The sequence below is a fragment of the Caulobacter sp. SSI4214 genome (genome assembly GCF_012184455.1).
Taxonomy (GTDB): Bacteria; Pseudomonadota; Alphaproteobacteria; order Caulobacterales; family Caulobacteraceae; genus Caulobacter; species Caulobacter vibrioides_E.
The window spans coordinates 24,145-40,621 of sequence record NZ_SZWJ01000037.1 but is presented as its reverse complement, the minus strand read 5'-3'; the positions used below and the strand labels follow the sequence as shown (position 1 = coordinate 40,621).

The 16,477-nt window shown below is 68.1% G+C and carries 15 protein-coding genes; 12 read left to right on the top strand and 3 right to left on the bottom strand.

The annotated features are described in order from the left end of the window. Positions 1-78 precede the first annotated feature (78 nt). The 3 genes from surE (at position 79) to FCU40_RS12550 (ending at position 3,541) form a co-directional block, all read left to right on the top strand. Entirely contained in the window at positions 79-885 is an 807-nt protein-coding gene (gene surE, locus FCU40_RS12560; protein WP_168075355.1) for a 5'/3'-nucleotidase SurE, read from the top strand. Beyond that, positions 882-1,550: a protein-L-isoaspartate(D-aspartate) O-methyltransferase gene (locus FCU40_RS12555; RefSeq protein WP_004622941.1), complete on the top strand. Its 669-nt coding sequence runs from the start codon at positions 882-884 to the stop codon at positions 1,548-1,550. The genes surE and FCU40_RS12555 overlap by 4 nt, the downstream gene beginning before the upstream one ends. Before the next feature lie 95 nt (positions 1,551-1,645). Then, entirely contained in the window at positions 1,646-3,541 is a 1,896-nt protein-coding gene (locus FCU40_RS12550; protein ID WP_168075353.1) for a LysM peptidoglycan-binding domain-containing M23 family metallopeptidase, read from the top strand. A 32-nt stretch (positions 3,542-3,573) separates the two neighbouring features. Here the strand turns inward: FCU40_RS12550 and FCU40_RS12545 are convergent, their stop codons facing one another. Both FCU40_RS12545 and FCU40_RS12540 read right to left on the bottom strand, forming a co-directional pair. Further along, entirely contained in the window at positions 3,574-4,506 is a 933-nt protein-coding gene (locus tag FCU40_RS12545; RefSeq protein WP_168075351.1) for a retropepsin-like aspartic protease, read from the bottom strand. 29 nt (positions 4,507-4,535) lie between these two features. Next, positions 4,536-5,375 (bottom strand): ATP-binding protein, encoded by an 840-nt coding sequence (locus FCU40_RS12540; protein WP_168075349.1) that lies wholly within the window; start codon positions 5,373-5,375, stop codon positions 4,536-4,538. A 117-nt stretch (positions 5,376-5,492) separates the two neighbouring features. Here FCU40_RS12540 and yajC point away from each other — a divergent pair, with 117 nt between their 5' ends. From yajC to FCU40_RS12510, 6 genes are read left to right on the top strand one after another with little or no spacing between them, the layout of a single operon-like run. Then, complete coding sequence (yajC, locus tag FCU40_RS12535; RefSeq protein ID WP_004622945.1) at positions 5,493-5,798, top strand: preprotein translocase subunit YajC; 306 nt, start codon at positions 5,493-5,495, stop codon at positions 5,796-5,798. Between the two features lie 59 nt (positions 5,799-5,857). Continuing rightward, complete coding sequence (gene secD, locus FCU40_RS12530) at positions 5,858-7,453, top strand: protein translocase subunit SecD (protein WP_168075347.1); 1,596 nt, start codon at positions 5,858-5,860, stop codon at positions 7,451-7,453. A gap of 11 nt (positions 7,454-7,464) precedes the next feature. Then, positions 7,465-8,412, top strand: a complete 948-nt coding sequence (secF, locus tag FCU40_RS12525; RefSeq protein ID WP_004622950.1) for a protein translocase subunit SecF — start codon at positions 7,465-7,467, stop codon at positions 8,410-8,412. Continuing rightward, positions 8,412-8,765, top strand: coding sequence for an MTH938/NDUFAF3 family protein (locus FCU40_RS12520; protein WP_004622952.1), 354 nt, complete (start codon positions 8,412-8,414; stop codon positions 8,763-8,765). Before secF ends, FCU40_RS12520 begins: the two co-directional genes overlap by 1 nt. A gap of 60 nt (positions 8,766-8,825) precedes the next feature. Beyond that, complete coding sequence (locus FCU40_RS12515) at positions 8,826-9,440, top strand: urate hydroxylase PuuD (protein ID WP_168075345.1); 615 nt, start codon at positions 8,826-8,828, stop codon at positions 9,438-9,440. Between the two features lie 51 nt (positions 9,441-9,491). Next, positions 9,492-10,205, top strand: coding sequence for a squalene/phytoene synthase family protein (locus FCU40_RS12510; protein WP_168075343.1), 714 nt, complete (start codon positions 9,492-9,494; stop codon positions 10,203-10,205). A gap of 114 nt (positions 10,206-10,319) precedes the next feature. Here FCU40_RS12510 and FCU40_RS12505 read toward each other — a convergent pair whose 3' ends face one another. Beyond that, positions 10,320-12,410, bottom strand: a complete 2,091-nt coding sequence (locus tag FCU40_RS12505) for a S9 family peptidase (protein ID WP_168075341.1) — start codon at positions 12,408-12,410, stop codon at positions 10,320-10,322. Positions 12,411-12,697: 287 nt separating this feature from the next. Between FCU40_RS12505 and lpxC the strand changes: the two genes are divergently transcribed. From lpxC to recN, 3 genes are all read left to right on the top strand, one after another. Further along, positions 12,698-13,594 carry a UDP-3-O-acyl-N-acetylglucosamine deacetylase gene (lpxC, locus tag FCU40_RS12500; protein WP_168075339.1) on the top strand — a complete coding sequence of 299 codons (897 nt, stop codon included), beginning with the start codon at positions 12,698-12,700 and terminating at the stop codon, positions 13,592-13,594. 99 nt (positions 13,595-13,693) lie between these two features. Continuing rightward, complete coding sequence (locus tag FCU40_RS12495) at positions 13,694-14,626, top strand: outer membrane protein assembly factor BamD (RefSeq protein WP_081612986.1); 933 nt, start codon at positions 13,694-13,696, stop codon at positions 14,624-14,626. 83 nt (positions 14,627-14,709) lie between these two features. Then, on the top strand, positions 14,710-16,407 hold the full coding sequence (gene recN / locus FCU40_RS12490) for a DNA repair protein RecN (RefSeq protein WP_168075337.1): 1,698 nt from the start codon (positions 14,710-14,712) through the stop codon (positions 16,405-16,407). Positions 16,408-16,477 lie beyond the last annotated feature (70 nt).

Here is a 16,477-nt window from a genome sequence, read left to right as displayed (position 1 = left end):
CGCCGCTGAGCGCCCCCTCCGTCACGCTGCTTCGCATCGTGACACCTCCCCCGCGTGCGGGGGAGGAAGAAAACTCTGATGCGCATCCTCCTGACCAACGACGACGGCATCAACGCGCCGGGCTTGCAGAGCCTGGAGCGGATCGCCCGCGCCCTGACCGACGACGTCTGGATCTGCGCGCCGGAGTACGAGCAGTCGGGGGCCAGCCGGGCGCTGACCCTGTCGGACCCGATCCGTGTGCGGAAGCTGGACGGCCGCCGCTTCGCCGTCGAGGGCACGCCGACCGATTGCGTGATGATGGCCGTGCAGCAGTTGATCGACGGCCCCGCGCCGGGCCTGGTGCTATCGGGCGTCAATCGCGGCCAGAACCTGGCCGAGGACGTCACCCTGTCGGGCACGGTGGCCGGCGCCATCGAGGGCATGACCCACGGCATCCCGTCGATCGCCCTGTCCCAGACCATGACCTTCTTCCACGAGGAGATCGTCGCCCACTGGGAGACCGCCGAGGCCTTCGGGCCGGGGATCATCCAGCGCCTGTTGGAGGTGGGCTGGCCCGCCGACGTGATCATGAACGTCAACTTCCCGGCCGTTTCGCCCGACAAGGTCGCCGAGGTCGAGGTCACGCGACAGGGCTTCCGCGACGGCCTGCTGCGCACGATGGAAAAGCGCACCGACCTGCGCGGCCGCGACTATTACTGGATGGGCTTCTCGGCCAAGGCCTCGCAGCCGGCCGTCGGCACCGACCTGCGGGCGATCTATGAAGGCCGCATCTCGGTGACGCCGCTGCATATCGACCTGACGCACAACGAGACCGTCCACGCGCTGAAGGGCGTGCTGGGCGGGGCGCCGCCCAAGTCCGTCAAACCGGTTCGGGCGGATAGATGAGCGCACGCACGACCAAGGCCGCCGACGCCGCCAAGGCCGACCTGCAACGCCTGATGCAGGCCCTGCGCGACCAGGGGGTCAACGACGCCCAGGTGCTGCGGGCCATCGAGACGACGCCGCGCGATCTCTTCACGCCCGATCTGTTCAAGGACCGCTCTTGGGAGGATTCGGCGCTGCCGATCGCCTGCGGCCAGACGATCAGCCAGCCCTATATCGTCGGGCTGATGACTCAGGCCCTGACCGTCGAGCCGCGCTCGCGGGTGCTGGAGATCGGCACGGGCTCGGGCTATCAGACCACGATCCTCAGCAAGGTCTCGCGCCTGGTCTATACGATCGAGCGCTACCGGACGCTGATGAAGGAGGCGGAAGCCCGCTTCAACACGCTGGGCCTGACCAATGTCATCACCAAGTTCGGCGATGGCGGCGAGGGCTGGGCCGAACAGGCGCCGTTCGACCGCATTATGGTCACGGCGGCGGCCGAAGATGACCCTAAGAAGCTGCTTTCGCAGCTGAAGCCCAACGGCGTGCTGGTCGCGCCGGTGGGCAAGGGGCCAGTTCAGAGCCTTCGTCGCTATGCCGGCGATGGCAAAGGGGGCTTCCGGGTCGAGATCCTTTGCGACGTGCGCTTCGTGCCGCTGCTGGCCGGCGTGGCCAAGGATCAGTGACGGGTTGGAGGGCGCGGCGTCTCGCGTCCTTTGGTGTTAAAGGTTGGTTTACCCTGGCGGAGCCTTCTGGCGGCTCCGGCGGGAAAGGAGAGGCTATGAGGCAGTTGTGGACGCAAGCGGCGGTGGTCGCGCTGACGGCTGGAACACTCGGCGCCTATGCGGGGAGCGCGGACGCCGCGGGCCAGCGCTTCACGCCGAACTTCCCGATCACCCAGCCCGCCGCGCCGCCGGCCGATCAGCCGGTCGCGACCCAGCCCGCGACGACGACCGTCGCGCCGGGAGCCAGCGAAACCCTGCCCAGGCCAACGCCGATCCCGGTCGCTAGTCCCAGCGCCCCGGCGGTGACCCAGTCCGCCCTGCCGCCGCCGCCGGCCGCCCATCCGGCGCCGACCCGCGCCGCCTATCAGACCACCGCGCCCGCGCCGACTCTCCGCGCCGCGCCGCCCAAGACCGTGGTCACGACCTCGGTGACCGGTCCGGTCGTTACGGTGAAGGGCAAGCCCCAGGTGCACGTGGTCGAGTCCGGCGACGCCCTGGACGCCATCGCCCGCGGCATGGGCTCGACGCGCGCCGAGCTGGTCGAGATCAACAAGCTCAAGGCCCCGTATCACCTGAAGCTGGGCCAGAAGATCAAGGGCCCGGCCAGCGAACAGAAGGCCTATGTCGTCCAGCAGGGCGACACGATGTTCTCGATCGCCAAGCGCTTCAACGTCACCGCCGCCGCCCTGGCCGAGGAGAACGACCTGAAGGCCAGCTCGGCGATCAAGAAGGGCCAGAAGCTGGCCCTGCCGGACGGCTTCAAGGACAAAGGCCCGATCAAGACGACCCAGGTGATCCCGGGGACGCCCGCCAGCCAGGCCGCCGAGACCGCGCCGGAGACCGCGACGCTCGCGCCGGCCCCGACCCGTCAGGCCTCGTCCTCGCGCGTCAGCCGCCAGATCCCGACCGCCGAGACGGCCGAACCGGCGACGGTCAGCACCACCACCGTCCGCGCCGGCGGCTCGGTGATCACCGTGGACGGTCCGCCCGAGATCCACGTCGTCAAGTCGGGCGAGACCCTGACCTCGATCGCCAAGCGCTTCGACGTCAGCGTCAAGGACCTGGCCGACGAGAACGACATCAAGACGACCAAGGCCCTTCGCCCCGGCCAGCGGATCAAGGGTCCGCCGACCGACCAGAAGGCCTATGTGGCCCAGGCCGAGGACACCCTGGCCGACGTCGCCAAGCGCTTCAATGTCAGCGTCAGGACGCTGGCCGCGACCAACGGCCTGCGGGCGGGCGCGTCGCTGAAGAAGGGCCAGAAGATCCGCCTGCCCAGCGGCTATCGCGACAAGGGGCCGATCCGCACGACCACCGTCGTGTCCCGCCCGTCCGCCGAGCCGTCGAACACCTACGCCAAGGTCGAGACCCCGACCACGCCGCCGTCGACCTCGCGGCCGATCTATCCGTCGACGCCGTCGTCTCCGGTTCCCTACACGCCGTCGCCCTCCACCAGCTATCCGCGTCCCAGCGCGCCGGTCACGGCCCAGCCGACCACGCGCCCGATCATCGAGAGCAGCGCCGCCCCGACCGAGGCCGAGATCGTCGCCTCGGGCAAGGGCAAGTTCGCCTGGCCGCTGCGCGGCGAGCTGATTTCGAACTTCGGCGTCAAGGGCACGGGCCAGCGCAATGACGGCCTGAACATCCGCGCCGCCCAGGGCACGCCGGTGCTGGCCGCCGGCGACGGCGAGGTCGCCTATGCCGGCAACCAGGTGCAGACCTTCGGCAATCTCGTTCTGATCAAGCACGCCGACGGCTGGGTCACGGCCTACGCGCACCTCTCCAGCATCAATGTGAAGATGCGCCAGCAGGTCAAACAGGGCGAGCAGATCGGCGCCGTCGGCCAGACGGGCGGCGTCACCGAGCCGCAGCTGCACTTCGAGATGCGCTACGCGCCTTCGGTCAAGGACAAGGCCAAGCCGGTCGATCCGAACCTGGTGCTGCCGCGCTGATGATGTAAGGGCCCGCGTCGTAAGAGGCGGGCCTAACCGCACGCGCCGTGGAAGACCAAGCGCTTTCCGCGATAGTCGAACAGCACCTTCAGCTTCAGGTCGGCCATCAGCTTGTTGCCGACATTGGCGACGCGAGTGTCGGTTGAACCCGCCTCGGAATAGACGCTCATCGCTGTCTCGGTTGCGACGAAGGGGCCAAAGCCGACCGGCGCCTTGAAGATATAGGACTTGGACTTGGCCTCGCCGCGCGCCCCGGTGCGGGTCACCGAGCCGTTCTCCGACAGGTTGGCCCGCACGCCGGGCAGGGCGAGGGCGCTCTTGAACAGGCTGACCGCGCCGTTCGAACCGGTGTCCAGGCTGACAGGCGCGCGCGAAGCGCCGAATCGGAAGCCTGGGATGATCGGGAAGCTGTCGACGGTCTTTAGCGGCGCGCTCCAGCGCTTCCGGCAGGTCGCCGTCAGGCGCTGGGCTTCATTCCCCCGGTTCAGGAAGGCGACCGTGTGGTTCGGATAGTCGATCAGCACGGTCTTGTCGGCCAGGAAGCTGTAGCCGATCACGCCGTCCAGCGACCGACCATAGCCCGCGGACAGGCCGCCCATGTCCGACACCACCGTGTCGAACGGCGCGAACGCGCGGCCGCCGATCGTCAGTTGATCGATGACGCCTGGAAATACCTGGGCGCCCTTGCCGTCGCCGAAACCCGTCGCTTCCCCGCCGTCGCCGCGATCGATCCGCAAGCCCAAAGCCTGCGCCCGGCCAAGGTCGATCACTGAGGGATCGACGCCGGTGTCCAGGATCACCCGCAGCGGCTGGCCATGGACCTTGACCTCGATCTCGATCGCCCCGCGCGAGAAGTCGAACGGGACAACGAGCGGCGGGGCCGGCGGCGCCGGGCTGGCCGCCGCCGAGCCGGCGAGGCACGCCGCCATGATCAAGGCGCGGCGGGGAAGGGCGGCGATGTTCATGGCTTCATCCTCTCACATCGGCCGGACGATCAGCCCGGCAGCTTGACGCCCAGCTCGCCGGCCAGGTCGCGGACGAACTGCCAGGCCACGCGGCCCGAACGGGCGCCGCGCAGCTGCGACCACTGCAGGGCGCGGCGATCTAGATCCTCGACCACCAGGCCGAAGCGCTCCGCATAACTCCGGATGGCGCCCAGATAGGTGTCCTGGTCCATCGGCGGGAAACCGATCCACAGGCCGAAGCGGTCCGAGACGCTCATCTCTTCCTCGGCGTTCTCGGCGGCGGCGATGGCGCCCTTCTGCTCGACGTGGTCGCGCGGCATCAGGTGGCGGCGGTTCGAGGTGGCGACGAACAGAACATTGTCCGGCGGGCCCGAGACGCCGCCCTCCAGCGCCGACTTCAAGGCCTTGGCCGCCGCCGCGCCGTCCTCGAACGACAGGTCGTCGCACAGCACCACGAAGCGCTCGGAGCGCGCGCGCAGCAGGTCGAACAGCGGCGGCAGGGCCGCGACCTCGTCGCGATCGACCTCGATCAGCTTCAGCGCCGGATAGGTGTCCGCCAAAGTCACGAAGGCGGCCTTGGTCACCGAGCTCTTGCCCGTGCCCCGCACGCCCCACAGCAGAACGTGGTTGCAGGGCAGGCCCTCGGCGAAGCGGCGCAGGTTCTCGACGAACCGGGCCTTCTGGCGCTCGATGCCGATCAGCACGTCCAGCGGCAGCGGATAGTCGGCAGCCGGGACGAAGGCGCCGCTGGCCGGCTCGTGCCGGAAGAGGCGGGCGGCGCCGAAGTCGGGCGCGGCCGGCGGCGGCGGGGCCAGGCGTTCCAGGGCGTCTGCGATGCGGGCCAGCAACGGTGCGGTCATGTCGGTCATGGCCCGTTCCTTACCCTCGCGCGCTCGCATTGCAAAAGGGGAGGCGAACGCATAGCTTCCGCCGACTTGGCGCGACCCTGTGTCTGGCGGCGCGCTCAATGGTTTCTTGGAGACGTTATGTCCGGTCTGAACGCCCAGCTCGTGCAGTTCGCGCCCATCCTTCTGATGGTCGTGCTGTTCTATTTCATGCTGATCCGTCCGCAGCAAAAGCGCCAGAAGGAGCATCTGAACATGCTCAACAATCTGAAGCGCAACGACACCGTGGTTCTGTCGAGCGGCGTGATCGGTAAGATCATGCGCGTCGAGGACAAGGAAGTGGGCGTCGAGATCGCCACCGGCGTGACCGTCAAGGTCATCAAGGGCATGATCACCGAGGTCCGCGCCAAGGGCGAACCGGCCGCCGCCAACGACGCCAAGAGCTAAGGCGACCATCGAACCCCGCGTGAGGCGTTCTAGCGACGTCGCCTGAAAGTCACGGATCCATGCTGACCCTTTCCCGCTGGAAGATCATCGCCGTCACCCTGTCGGTGATCTTCGGCATCCTGTTCTCCCTGCCCAACGTGCTCCCGCAGAGCGCGCTGGACGCCATGCCCGGCTTCCTGCCGCACAAGAAGCTGAACCTCGGCCTCGACCTGCAAGGCGGGTCGTACCTGCTCTACGAGGTCGACACCGACGCGCTGCATCGCGAGCGCCTCAACAACATGGTGGAGGACGTCCGCACCCAGCTGCGCAACGAACAGATCCCGTTCGGCGAGCTGGGCCTGCAAGGCGACGTGGTCAGCGTCCGCATCGGCGATCCGTCGCGCTACAACGACGCGGTCAACCTGCTGCGCAAGAACATCGGCGCGCCGCTGGCCGGCGTGATCGGCGGCAAGGACGTCGCGGTCAACGGCAAGGGCGACAACCGCATCGAGCTGAACTTCGTGCCGGAAGCCGCCAAGGCCGACGCCGCCAAGGCCGTCGAGCAGTCGATCGAGACCATCCGTCGCCGGATCGACAGCCTGGGCACCAAGGAGCCCTCGATCAACCGTCAGGGCGAAAACCGGATCATGATCCAGGCGCCGGGCGAAAGCGATCCCAGCAAGCTGCGCGACATCGTCGGCAAGACCGCCAAGCTGACCTTCCAGATGGTCGATGACACGGTCACGCCGGAGGACATCCAGGCCAATCGGATCCCGCCGGGCTCGGAAGTGCTGCCGGGCGACCGCTTCGCGCCGTTCTACGTGGTCAAGAAGCGCGCCGTCGTGTCCGGCGAGGAGCTGACCAACGCCTCGCAGAGCTTCGACCAGAACGGCCAGCCGGCCGTGGCCTTCGCCTTCAATGGCTCGGGCGCCAAGAAGTTCGCCGACATCACCACCCGCAATCGCGGCAAGAAGTTCGCCATCGTCCTCGACAAGCGCGTGCTGTCGGCGCCGGTGATCAACGATCCGATCACCGGCGGCAGCGGCATCATCACCGGCAGCTTCACGGCCCAGAGCGCCAACGAACTGGCCCTGCTGCTGCGCTCGGGCGCTCTGCCGGCGCCGCTGAACATCGAGGACCAGCGCACCGTGACCGCCGAGCTCGGCGCCGACGCCGTGAAGGCCGGCTCGATCTCGCTGGCCATCGGCGCGGTGGCGATGTTCGTGTTCGTGATCCTGGCCTATGGTCTGTTCGGCGGCTTCGCGGCCATCGCCCTGGTGGTCAACGTGCTGCTAATCATCGGCATCATGTCGATGACCCAGGCGACCCTGACCTTCCCGGGCATCGCCGGCCTGATCCTGACCCTGGCCGTGGCCGTCGACGCCAACGTGCTGATCTACGAGCGGATGCGCGACGAGGCCAATGCCGGGCGAACGCCCATGGCCGCGGCCGACCATGGCTACAAGCTGGCCCTGACCTCGATCCTGGACGCCAACATCACCAGCCTGATCTCGGGCCTGATCATGTTCAGCTTCGGTTCGGGTCCGGTGAAGGGCTTCGCCTGGACCCTGGTGATCGGCGTGTTCACGTCGCTGTTCACCGCCATCTTCATCACCCAAGTGCTCATCGGCTGGTGGTTCAAGGCCACCAAGCCGAAGAAGCTGCCGATCGCATAGGAGACCCGACCATGCGTTGGCCCCTCATTCGCTACATCCCGCGTTCCACCCATTTCCGCTTCGTGCGCTGGGCGCCGGTCGCGGCGGTCGTCTCGGCCGTGCTGATCGTTGCCTCGATCGCGTTGCTTTTCCTGCAGGGCCTGAACCTGGGCATCGACTTCAAGGGCGGCAACGCCCTGGAGATCACCATGTCGCGCCCCGCGCCCCTGGGCGAGCTGCGCGCGGCCATGGGCCAGATCGGCGCCCATGACGCCCAGGTCCAGGGCTTCGGCTCGCCGAACTCGGCCATGGTCAAGTTCCTGCCCAACAAAGGCGAGAAGGCCAGCGACGCCTCGGCGCGCGTCGAGGGCGAACTGATCAAGCGCTTCCCCGACCTGAAGGTGAAGAGCCGCTCGGAAGTCGGCGCCAAGGTTTCCGGCGAACTGCTGATGTCCGGCTTCAAGGCGCTGGGCGTCGCCCTGCTGCTGACCCTTGGCTACATCTGGTTCCGCTTCGGCCTGTCCTACGGCACCGGCGCGGTCGTGGCCGTGCTGCACGACATCGTCCTGACTCTTGGCCTCCTGTCGGTCGCGCGCATCGAGTTCTCGATGACCGAGATCGCGGCCCTGCTGACCGTCATCGGCTACTCGATGAACGAAAAGGTCATCACCTTCGACCGTCTGAAGGAAAACCTGCGCAAGTACCGCACCACGCCGCTGCGCGACGTCATCGACCTGTCGGAAAACGAGCGTCTGTCGCGGACGATCATCACCGGCACCACGGCCCTCCTGGCCCTGGGCGGCACGATGGCGTTCGGCGGGCCGGTGCTGTACCCGCTGGTGTTCACGATGATCTTCGGCATCGTCATCGGCACCTATTCGTCGGTCTATATCGCCCTGCCGATGATCCTGATCTGGGGCGTCAAGCGGAACGACGAAGAGGCGACGCCGGTCAAGTTCGGCGCGGCCTCGCGGCCCTGATGCGCCAGCCGCCGTCCATCGACGCCTGGGGCGGCGGCGGCTTTCGAGTCGCCGGCGTCTGGCGGCCCGGTTCGCTGCTGGTCCTCGACGATCAGCCCGCCGACTGGGCGGCGACCCGGCTGGCCGATCTGACGCCCGAGGATTTCGCCCCGGTCTTCGCCGCCGGCGGGGCCGTGGAGTTCGTCCTTCTAGGGACGGGTCTCGTCAACGCCCTGCCGCCGCGCCCGGTCCGCGACTCCCTCAAGGCCGCCGGCGTGGGCCTCGAGTTCATGAGCACCGAAGCCGCCGCGCGGACTTACAACGTCCTGGCCAGCGAAGGCCGGCGCCTGGCGGCGGCGCTGATCGCGGTCTGAGCGCTTTTGCCCATCGCCCCGAACACCCCTAAGCTCGCTCGGGCAACGAGGGGGAAACCGATGTCCAGACTGCTGTCGAACTTCCGCAACACGATGATGCTCAGCTTCGCGCTGGCCCTGGTGATCATCGGCGGCTACGCGCACGGGCCGCAGGGGCATGGCGCGGTCTTCCTGCAGGCCGTCTTCCGTTGGCTGCACGTGCTGTTCGGCGTGCTGTGGATCGGGCTGCTGTACTATTTCAACTTCGTACAGATCCGGGTGATGCCCCAAATCCCGGCCGAGCTGAAGCCGGCGGTCAGCAAGTACATCGCGCCCGAAGCCCTGTTCTGGTTCCGCTGGGCGGCGCTGCTGACCTGGCTGATGGGCGTGGTGCTGGCCTTCAGCCGGGGCTATCTGCTCGAGGCGGCGACCCTGGGCCTTTGGCAGGGCTATACGCCGGGCGTCGACATGCAGTTCACCTTCATCGGCACCGGCATGTGGCTGGGCACGGTGATGTTCGTGAATGTGTGGGCCTTCATCTGGCCGAATCAGAAGATCGCCCTGGGCCTGGTCGAGGCCGACGCGGACGCCAAGGCCAAGGGCGCGCGTCTGGCCATGCTGTTCTCGCGCACCAACGTCCTGCTCAGTCTGCCGATGCTGGCGACTATGGCGATGAACCAGACGATCTTCGGCTGATCTCACCGCGAAATGCTGTAAGGGGAGGACCCCTTTCCGCTGCCGAAGACCATGGCCGACACTGAAACCCTCGACGACCTCGTCCGCCGCGTCGACCCGGACCGCTGGCTGGCCAGCCGGTTCATCGGCGACGCGGCCGCGCGGGCCGACGTCATCGCGCTCTACGGTCTCAACTATGAGCTGGCGCGGGTGGCGGGCGGCGTCTCCAACGCCCTGATGGGCGAGATTCGCCTGACCTGGTGGCGCGAGGCGATCGAAGAGATCGCCGCCGGCAAGACGCCGCGCAAGCACCCCAATGTCGAGGCCCTGGCCGCCGCGCGCTTCGATCCCAACGCCCTGGCCCTCCTGGCCGAGGCGCGCCTGGCCGACCTCGACGAGGGGCCGCTGAGGGACGAAGCTGCCGTGTTGGCCTATGTCGACGCCACGGCTGGGGCCCTGGCGGTGCTGGCGGCGCGGCGGCTGGACGCCAGCGCCGATCCGCATGCGGTCAAGGGCGCGGCGCGGGCCTGGGGCCTCTCGGGTCTCTGGCGGCTGAAGCAGGCGGGGCGCTCGCGCCTGCCGGAGGCCTGGACGCGGGCCGACGTGGCCCAAAAGGTCGAGGACCAGCTGAAAGCGGCGCGAGGCGAGGTGAGGGGGCTGCCCGTGGCGGCCTTCCCGGCCATCGCCCCGGCGGCCTTGGCGCGGGCCTATATGGCCGGGCGCGAGATGGGCGACCTGGAGAAGAAGACGCGGCTGACCTTCGCCACCGCGACGGGGCGGCTGTAGCGCCCCCTCCATCTCGTCGCGTATTCGCGCCGATCCACCTCCCCCGCGAGCGGGGGAGGAGACGGGTCTTGCTCCTCCCCCGTGAAGCGACGGAGGGGGAGCCGAGGCCGGCGATCACTTCCCCGGCCGGTTATTCCCCGTCCACTGGTCCAGCCAGTCCAGCACTTCCTTGTGCCACTGCACCGAGTTCTGGGCCTTCAGGACCCAGTGGTTCTCGTTGGGGAAGTACAGCAGCTTGCTGGGGATCCCCTTGCGCTGCAGGGCCGTGAACGCGCCGATGCCCTGCTCGGCCGGAATGCGATAGTCGAGTTGGCCCTGAATGATCAGGTGCGGCTTGGACCATTCGGCGATGTGGTTGACAGGGTTGAACTTTTCGTAGGTCGTGTTCGGCTGCCAGGGCGATCCGCCGTTTTCCCACTCGCTGAACCAAAGCTCCTCGGTCGAGTAGCCCATCATCCGGGTGTCGAAGACGCCGTCGTGGGTGACCAGGCACTTCCAGGGCTGGTTCCAGTTGCCGGCGATCCAGTTGATCATGTAGCCGCCGTAGGAGGCGCCCAGGGCGCAGGCGCGGTCGGCATCAAGGAACGAATATTTCGCCAGAGCGGCGCTCCAGCCCTTTTGCAGGTCTTCCAGCGGGCGGTCGCCCCAGTGCTGGCTGATCGCGTCGGTGAAGGCCTGGCCGTAACCGGTCGAGCCGTGGAAATCGACCATCACCACGGCGTAGCCGGCGTTGGCGTAGATTTCCGGGTTCCAGCGGTACGACCAACTGTTGCTGAACGAGCCTTGCGGGCCGCCGTGGATCAGGAAGGCGACCGGATACTTCTTGGCCGGGTCGAAGTTGGCGGGCTTGACGATGAAGCCATGCACCGTCTCGTCGTTCCAGCCCTTGAAGCTGAACTGCTCGGGTTCGCCCCAGGCGACGTCTTTCAGCGCCTGTTCGGAGACGCTGGCGATCTTCGCCGTCGGACCCTTGGCCGGCAGGAAGAATAGCTCCGAGGGGCTCTTCAGCGAGTCCGACGCGTAGACGATGCCGTTGGGACCGACGTCGAAGGCGGTGACATGGCCCTCGCCGGTCAGGGCGGTGACCTTGCCGGTCTTGACGTCGATGGCGAACAGCTTGCCCTGGCCGACGTCCAGCGCGGTGGCGTAGATCGTCTTGCCATCGCGGCTCCAGGCGATGGCGTCGGGCGAGCGGTCCCAGGTCGGCGCCAGTTCGCGATCCTGCTTGGTCGTCCGGTCACGAATGATGATCGCGAAGCGGTCGGCCTCGAAGCCCGGCCGCTTCATGGCCCGGTAGGCGGCGAACTTGCCGTCGGGCGAGATGACCGGAACCGTGTCCCACGCCTTGTTGGCCTCGGTGCGGTTGCGCGGGCGCTCCGACCCGTCGAGCTTCACGGCCCAGAAGTCGTAGTTGGTGGTCCAGGCCTCGTCCTTGCCGGCGACCTTGGCGGTGAACACGACCATGTCGTTTTCCGGCGTGATGGCGAAGTCCGCGTCGTCGCCATAGGGCTTGGTCGGGGTGTCGCCGTCGAAGCCCTTCATCAGGTCGATCGGCTGGCCTGTCGCCACGCCATTGGCGTCCAGGCCATAGGCGAACAGGTGGTTCTTCGTGCCGTCGTTCCAGGTGTCCCAATGCCGGATGAACAGGCGGTCGAACACGACGCCGGTGGCCTTGGTCGCCTTCTTGGCGTCCAGCCGCGCCTGGGTGCAGGCCAGGTCCGGGCAATCGGGGAAGACCGCCATGCCGACCACGATCGTCTTGCCGTCCGACGACACCTTGAAGGCCTGGACGTCGAACGGGGTCGAGGTGACGCGGGTGGCGGTCTCGCCATTGACGTCGGTCCGGAACACCTGGTCGGTCCCGCCCTCGCGCCCCGAAACGAAATAGATCGCTTTGCCGTCGGCGCTCCAGCGGCCGCTTGAGGCGCCGCCGTCCGAGATCTTCAGCCGGCGCGGGGCTGTCTTGGCCTCCAGGTCGACGATCCACAGCGACATCGCGGCCTTGTTGGCCGGATAGTCCAGGGTCCGCACCGAATAGAGCACGTAACGGCCGTCGGGCGAGACGCGCGGATCGCTCAGCCGGTCGAGGCTCGCCATGTCCTTCGGGGTGAAGACATGTGGCTTTTGCGTGGCCTGGGCGTGGACTCCGGAGGCGGCGAGCGTCAGGGCGAGCGCCGAGGCGGCGAGGCGCAATGTCTTGATCATGAAACCCAAGGTCCTGGAAACGGTTATTCCCGAATGGCGGCGAAGCCTAGCGCCGCTTTTCGCCCGCGCCTAGGGGAGGCGGGCAAGGGATTCCCGGGCGCGGATCGTCGAACGGCGATCTGTTTGCGAAGCCGTGTTGATATGACAAAAACGAAATAAAGTCAGTCGCTTAAGGCGTAACAATCGGAAACAGGACTTGCGTTGCCGCGACGCAGCATCACGCCTAGATGCTAGGTCGGGGCGATAGGGTGACCGCAGAGTCATCCGTCCAACGATAAGGGTCTCTGGTGTCGGCTTCGGGTTATTTTCAGCACACGGTCGCGGGACCGGTGATCTTCGCCGGGATCGGCCTGCACACCGGCGAACATGTTCGCGTCGTGGTGCGCCCCGCCGCCGCGGACGCCGGGATCGTCTTCGTGCGGACCGATGTGCAAGACCGTGACAACCGCGTCCCCGTTTCCGCGGAGGCGGTCTGCCAGACGCAGCTGGGCACGGTTATCGGCAACGCCGCCGGCGTGCGCGTCTCGACCATCGAGCACCTGATGGCGGCCCTGGCGGCCCTGTCCATCGACAATGGCGTGGTCGAGCTGGACGGCCCGGAAGTGCCGATCATGGACGGCTCGTCCGAGCCGTTCGTCCAGATCCTGGACCGCGCCGGCCGCCGCAAGCAGGAAGCCGTGCGCCAGTACATCGAGATCCTGGCCCCGATCACGGTGGAGGAGGGCGACAAGCGCGCCAGCCTGCTGCCGTCCGACCGCTTCGAGGTTGCTTTCGAGATCGCGTTCGATTCTAAAGCCATCGGCCGTCAGGCCGTCGACCTGGCGATCGACGAGGATTCGTTCCGCGCCGAACTGTCGGCCTGCCGCACCTTCGGCTTCCTGCGCGAGGTCGAGGCCCTGCGCGCCATCGGCCTGGCCCGGGGCGGTTCGATGGAAAACGCCGTGGTCATCGACGGCGATCGGGTTCTGAACCCGGAAGGCCTGCGCCGTCCGGACGAGTTCGTTCGCCACAAGGCGCTGGACGCCGTCGGCGATCTCTATGTGCTGGGCAAGCCGATCCTCGGCCGCTTCGAAGGCGTTCTGGCCGGTCACGGCCTCAATAACGCCGTGGTTCGGGCGTTGCTGTCCCAGCCGCGCGCCTGGCGCCTGCGCGCCCTCGCGCCGGCCCTGGCCCAAGCGGTCTGATAGCGTCTCCGGGAGTCGGGGCTCGGCGTTCGCATTTGCGCCTTCGACGGCGTGGTGTAGAAGCCTTGCACGGCGCAGGGGCGCGCGTTTGGTTCGAGGGTGAGAGACTCCGTGCTTCGTAATTTCCAGGGACGTCCGGCCGTCGTGATCGCCGCCGTGCTCGTGGCCGTGTCGGTGGCGGGCTGCGCGGGCAAGTCCAAGAAGCCGACCCTCGCCTACGAAGAGCGTCCCGTCGAACTGCTGTACGCCACCGGCGCCGACCGCCTGGACCGCGGCAACTGGAACGAGGCCGTCGACTATTTCCGCGAGGTCGAGCGCCAACACCCCTATTCGGAGTGGTCGCGCCGTTCGATCCTGATGACCGGCTACGCCCACTACATGGGCAATAACTACACCGACGCGATCGGCGACGCCGACCGGTTCATCTCGCTGTATCCGGGCAATCCGTCGGCCAGCTACGCCTACTACCTGAAGGCCATCTGCTATTTCGAGCAGATCGTCGACGTGAACCGCGACCAGGCCGCCACCGAGCAGGCCCTGGCGGCGCTGCGCGACGTCGTCGTGCGCTATCCGAACACGGAATACGCCACCGACGCCCGCCTGAAGATCGACATGGTCAACGACCAGTTGGCCGGCAAGGAAATGGCCATCGGCCGCTACTATCTGCGCAGCGGCAACACCCTCGCCGCCATCGGTCGCTTCAAGACCGTGATCGAGAAGCACCAGACCACGTCACACACCCCCGAGGCGCTGTATCGCCTGGTCGAGGCCTATCTGACGATCGGCCTGACCGACGAGGCCAAGCGCAACGGCGCGGTGCTGGGCTACAACTTCCCCGGCGATCGTTGGTACGCCGACGCCTACAAACTGTTGAACGACAATGGCCTGCGCCCGGCGGTCGAGCCGCTCAAGGCCGGCGCCAAGCGCAACGCTCTGGAGCGCCTCCTGTCGCACGACAAGCAGACGACCCTGCCGCCTCCTGGGACCAAGAAGGACAAGAAGGGCGGCCTGATGGGCGTCCTGGGCATGTAGTTTGGACGGGCGGAACGGGTTTGTGCTCGTTCCGTTCTTCCAGGCTATTTCAAAAACCCTGATTCCCGGCGATCCTGCGCGCCATGCTGATCGGCCTTTCCATCCGTGACGTCGTGCTCATCGAGAGCCTGGACCTCGCCATCGGCGAGGGCCTGACCGCGCTGACCGGCGAGACCGGGGCCGGCAAGTCCATCATCCTGGACGCCCTGGGCTTGGCGACCGGCGCGCGCGCCGACGCCGGGCTGGTGCGCCGGGGCGCGACCGGCCAAGCCTCGGCGACGGCGATCTTCGCGCTTCCCGCCGACCATCCGGCCTTCGCCTATCTGGACGACAAGGGCCTGGACTATGCCCGCGACGAGGACCTCGTTCTTCGCCGCCAGCTGTCGCCCGACGGTCGCAGCCGGGCGTTCGTCAACGACCAGGCCACCAGCGTCGGGGTGCTGAAGGATCTGGGCGCGCTGTTGTTGGAGGTTCACGGTCAGCACGAGACCGTCGGTCTGCTGGATCCCAAGACCCACCGGAGCCTGCTGGACGCGTTTGGCGGCGTCAGCGTCGGCGCCGTGGCCTCGGCCTGGAGCGCCTGGCGCGCCGCCCGCGAGAAGGCCGAGGGTCTGCGCGACCTGGCCGGCCGCGCGGCCGCCGAGACCGAGGAACTGACCCTGCGGCTCTCGGAGCTGGACCGCCTGGATCCCCGCGAAGGCGAGGAAGCGACGCTCGCCGAGGAGCGAGCGCTGCTCAGCTCGGCCGAGAAGGCGATGATCGACATCGCCGCCGCGCAGGACGCGCTGGGCGGCGACAGCTTCACCGGCAAGCTCGCCCAGGCCTATCGCGCGCTGGAACGCGCGCGGGACCGGGCCTTGCAGGCGGGCGCGCCGGCCGACGGCTCGGCCATGACGCGCCTTTCGGCGGCTTGCGAGGCGGTCGACCGAGCGCTGGTCGAGGCTCAGGAAGCCAGCGCCGCGATCGATTCGGCGGCCGAGACCTTCGAATTCGAGCCGGACCGTCTGGAAAAGGCCGAGGAACGCCTGTTCGCCCTGCGCGGCATGGCCCGCAAGCTCAACGTGCTGGTCGAGGACCTGCCGGCCAAGCGGGCCGAGTTCGCCGCGCGGCTGCAGGCCATCGAGACCTCCGAGGACTCGCTGCGCGCCGCCGACAAGGAGGCCGCCGAGGCGCGCGAGGCCTATCTGTTCGCGGCGGAGGCGCTGTCCAGCGAGCGTCGCGCCGCCGGCGACGCCCTGGCCAAGGCCGTCGAGGCCGAGTTGACGCCGCTGAAGCTGGAAAAGGCCCGTTTCCGCGTCGCCCTGGAGCCGCTGGGCGAGGAGCGCGCGGGGCCGACGGGCCTGGACCGCGTCGCTTTCGAGATCTCGACCAATCCCGGCGCGCCCTTCGGGCCGATGGAGGCCATCGCCTCGGGCGGCGAGCTGGCGCGCTTCGCCCTGGCGCTGAAGGCGGCTTTGGCCGGACGCGGCGGCGGTCCCCAGCCGCTGATGATCTTCGACGAGGTGGACCAAGGCGTCGGCGGGGCCGTGGCCGACGCGGTCGGCCTGCGGCTCAAGCGATTGGCCCAAAACGCCCAGGTGCTCGTGGTGACCCACTCGGCCCAGGTCGCCGCGCGCGGCGACGCCCATTGGCGGATCTCCAAGTCCGGCGACGACACCGCGACCCGCACCAAGGTCGAGCCCCTCGGCCCCGCCGAGCGCGAGGAGGAGATCGCCCGGATGCTGTCCGGCGCCGAGGTCACGGAAGCGGCGAGGGCGGCCGCCCGGGCTTTGATGGCCTGAAAGCCTGTAAAGCCGCCGTCGCAAGGGCCGCGCCGCGTTGCTAACCTGCGCCCCACGTCCCGCATCCGGA

Bases quoted from the DNA above. Each gene is read 5' to 3' on its own strand.
- surE (WP_168075355.1), top strand. From the start codon at position 79: ATGCGCATCCTCCTGACCAACGACGACGGCATCAACGCGCCGGGCTTG.
- FCU40_RS12555 (WP_004622941.1), top strand. From the start codon at position 882: ATGAGCGCACGCACGACCAAGGCCGCCGACGCCGCCAAGGCCGACCTG.
- FCU40_RS12550 (WP_168075353.1), top strand. From the start codon at position 1,646: ATGAGGCAGTTGTGGACGCAAGCGGCGGTGGTCGCGCTGACGGCTGGA.
- FCU40_RS12545 (WP_168075351.1), bottom strand. From the start codon at position 4,506: ATGAACATCGCCGCCCTTCCCCGCCGCGCCTTGATCATGGCGGCGTGC.
- FCU40_RS12540 (WP_168075349.1), bottom strand. From the start codon at position 5,375: ATGACCGACATGACCGCACCGTTGCTGGCCCGCATCGCAGACGCCCTG.
- yajC (WP_004622945.1), top strand. From the start codon at position 5,493: ATGTCCGGTCTGAACGCCCAGCTCGTGCAGTTCGCGCCCATCCTTCTG.
- secD (WP_168075347.1), top strand. From the start codon at position 5,858: ATGCTGACCCTTTCCCGCTGGAAGATCATCGCCGTCACCCTGTCGGTG.
- secF (WP_004622950.1), top strand. From the start codon at position 7,465: ATGCGTTGGCCCCTCATTCGCTACATCCCGCGTTCCACCCATTTCCGC.
- FCU40_RS12520 (WP_004622952.1), top strand. From the start codon at position 8,412: ATGCGCCAGCCGCCGTCCATCGACGCCTGGGGCGGCGGCGGCTTTCGA.
- FCU40_RS12515 (WP_168075345.1), top strand. From the start codon at position 8,826: ATGTCCAGACTGCTGTCGAACTTCCGCAACACGATGATGCTCAGCTTC.
- FCU40_RS12510 (WP_168075343.1), top strand. From the start codon at position 9,492: ATGGCCGACACTGAAACCCTCGACGACCTCGTCCGCCGCGTCGACCCG.
- FCU40_RS12505 (WP_168075341.1), bottom strand. From the start codon at position 12,410: ATGATCAAGACATTGCGCCTCGCCGCCTCGGCGCTCGCCCTGACGCTC.
- recN (WP_168075337.1), top strand. From the start codon at position 14,710: ATGCTGATCGGCCTTTCCATCCGTGACGTCGTGCTCATCGAGAGCCTG.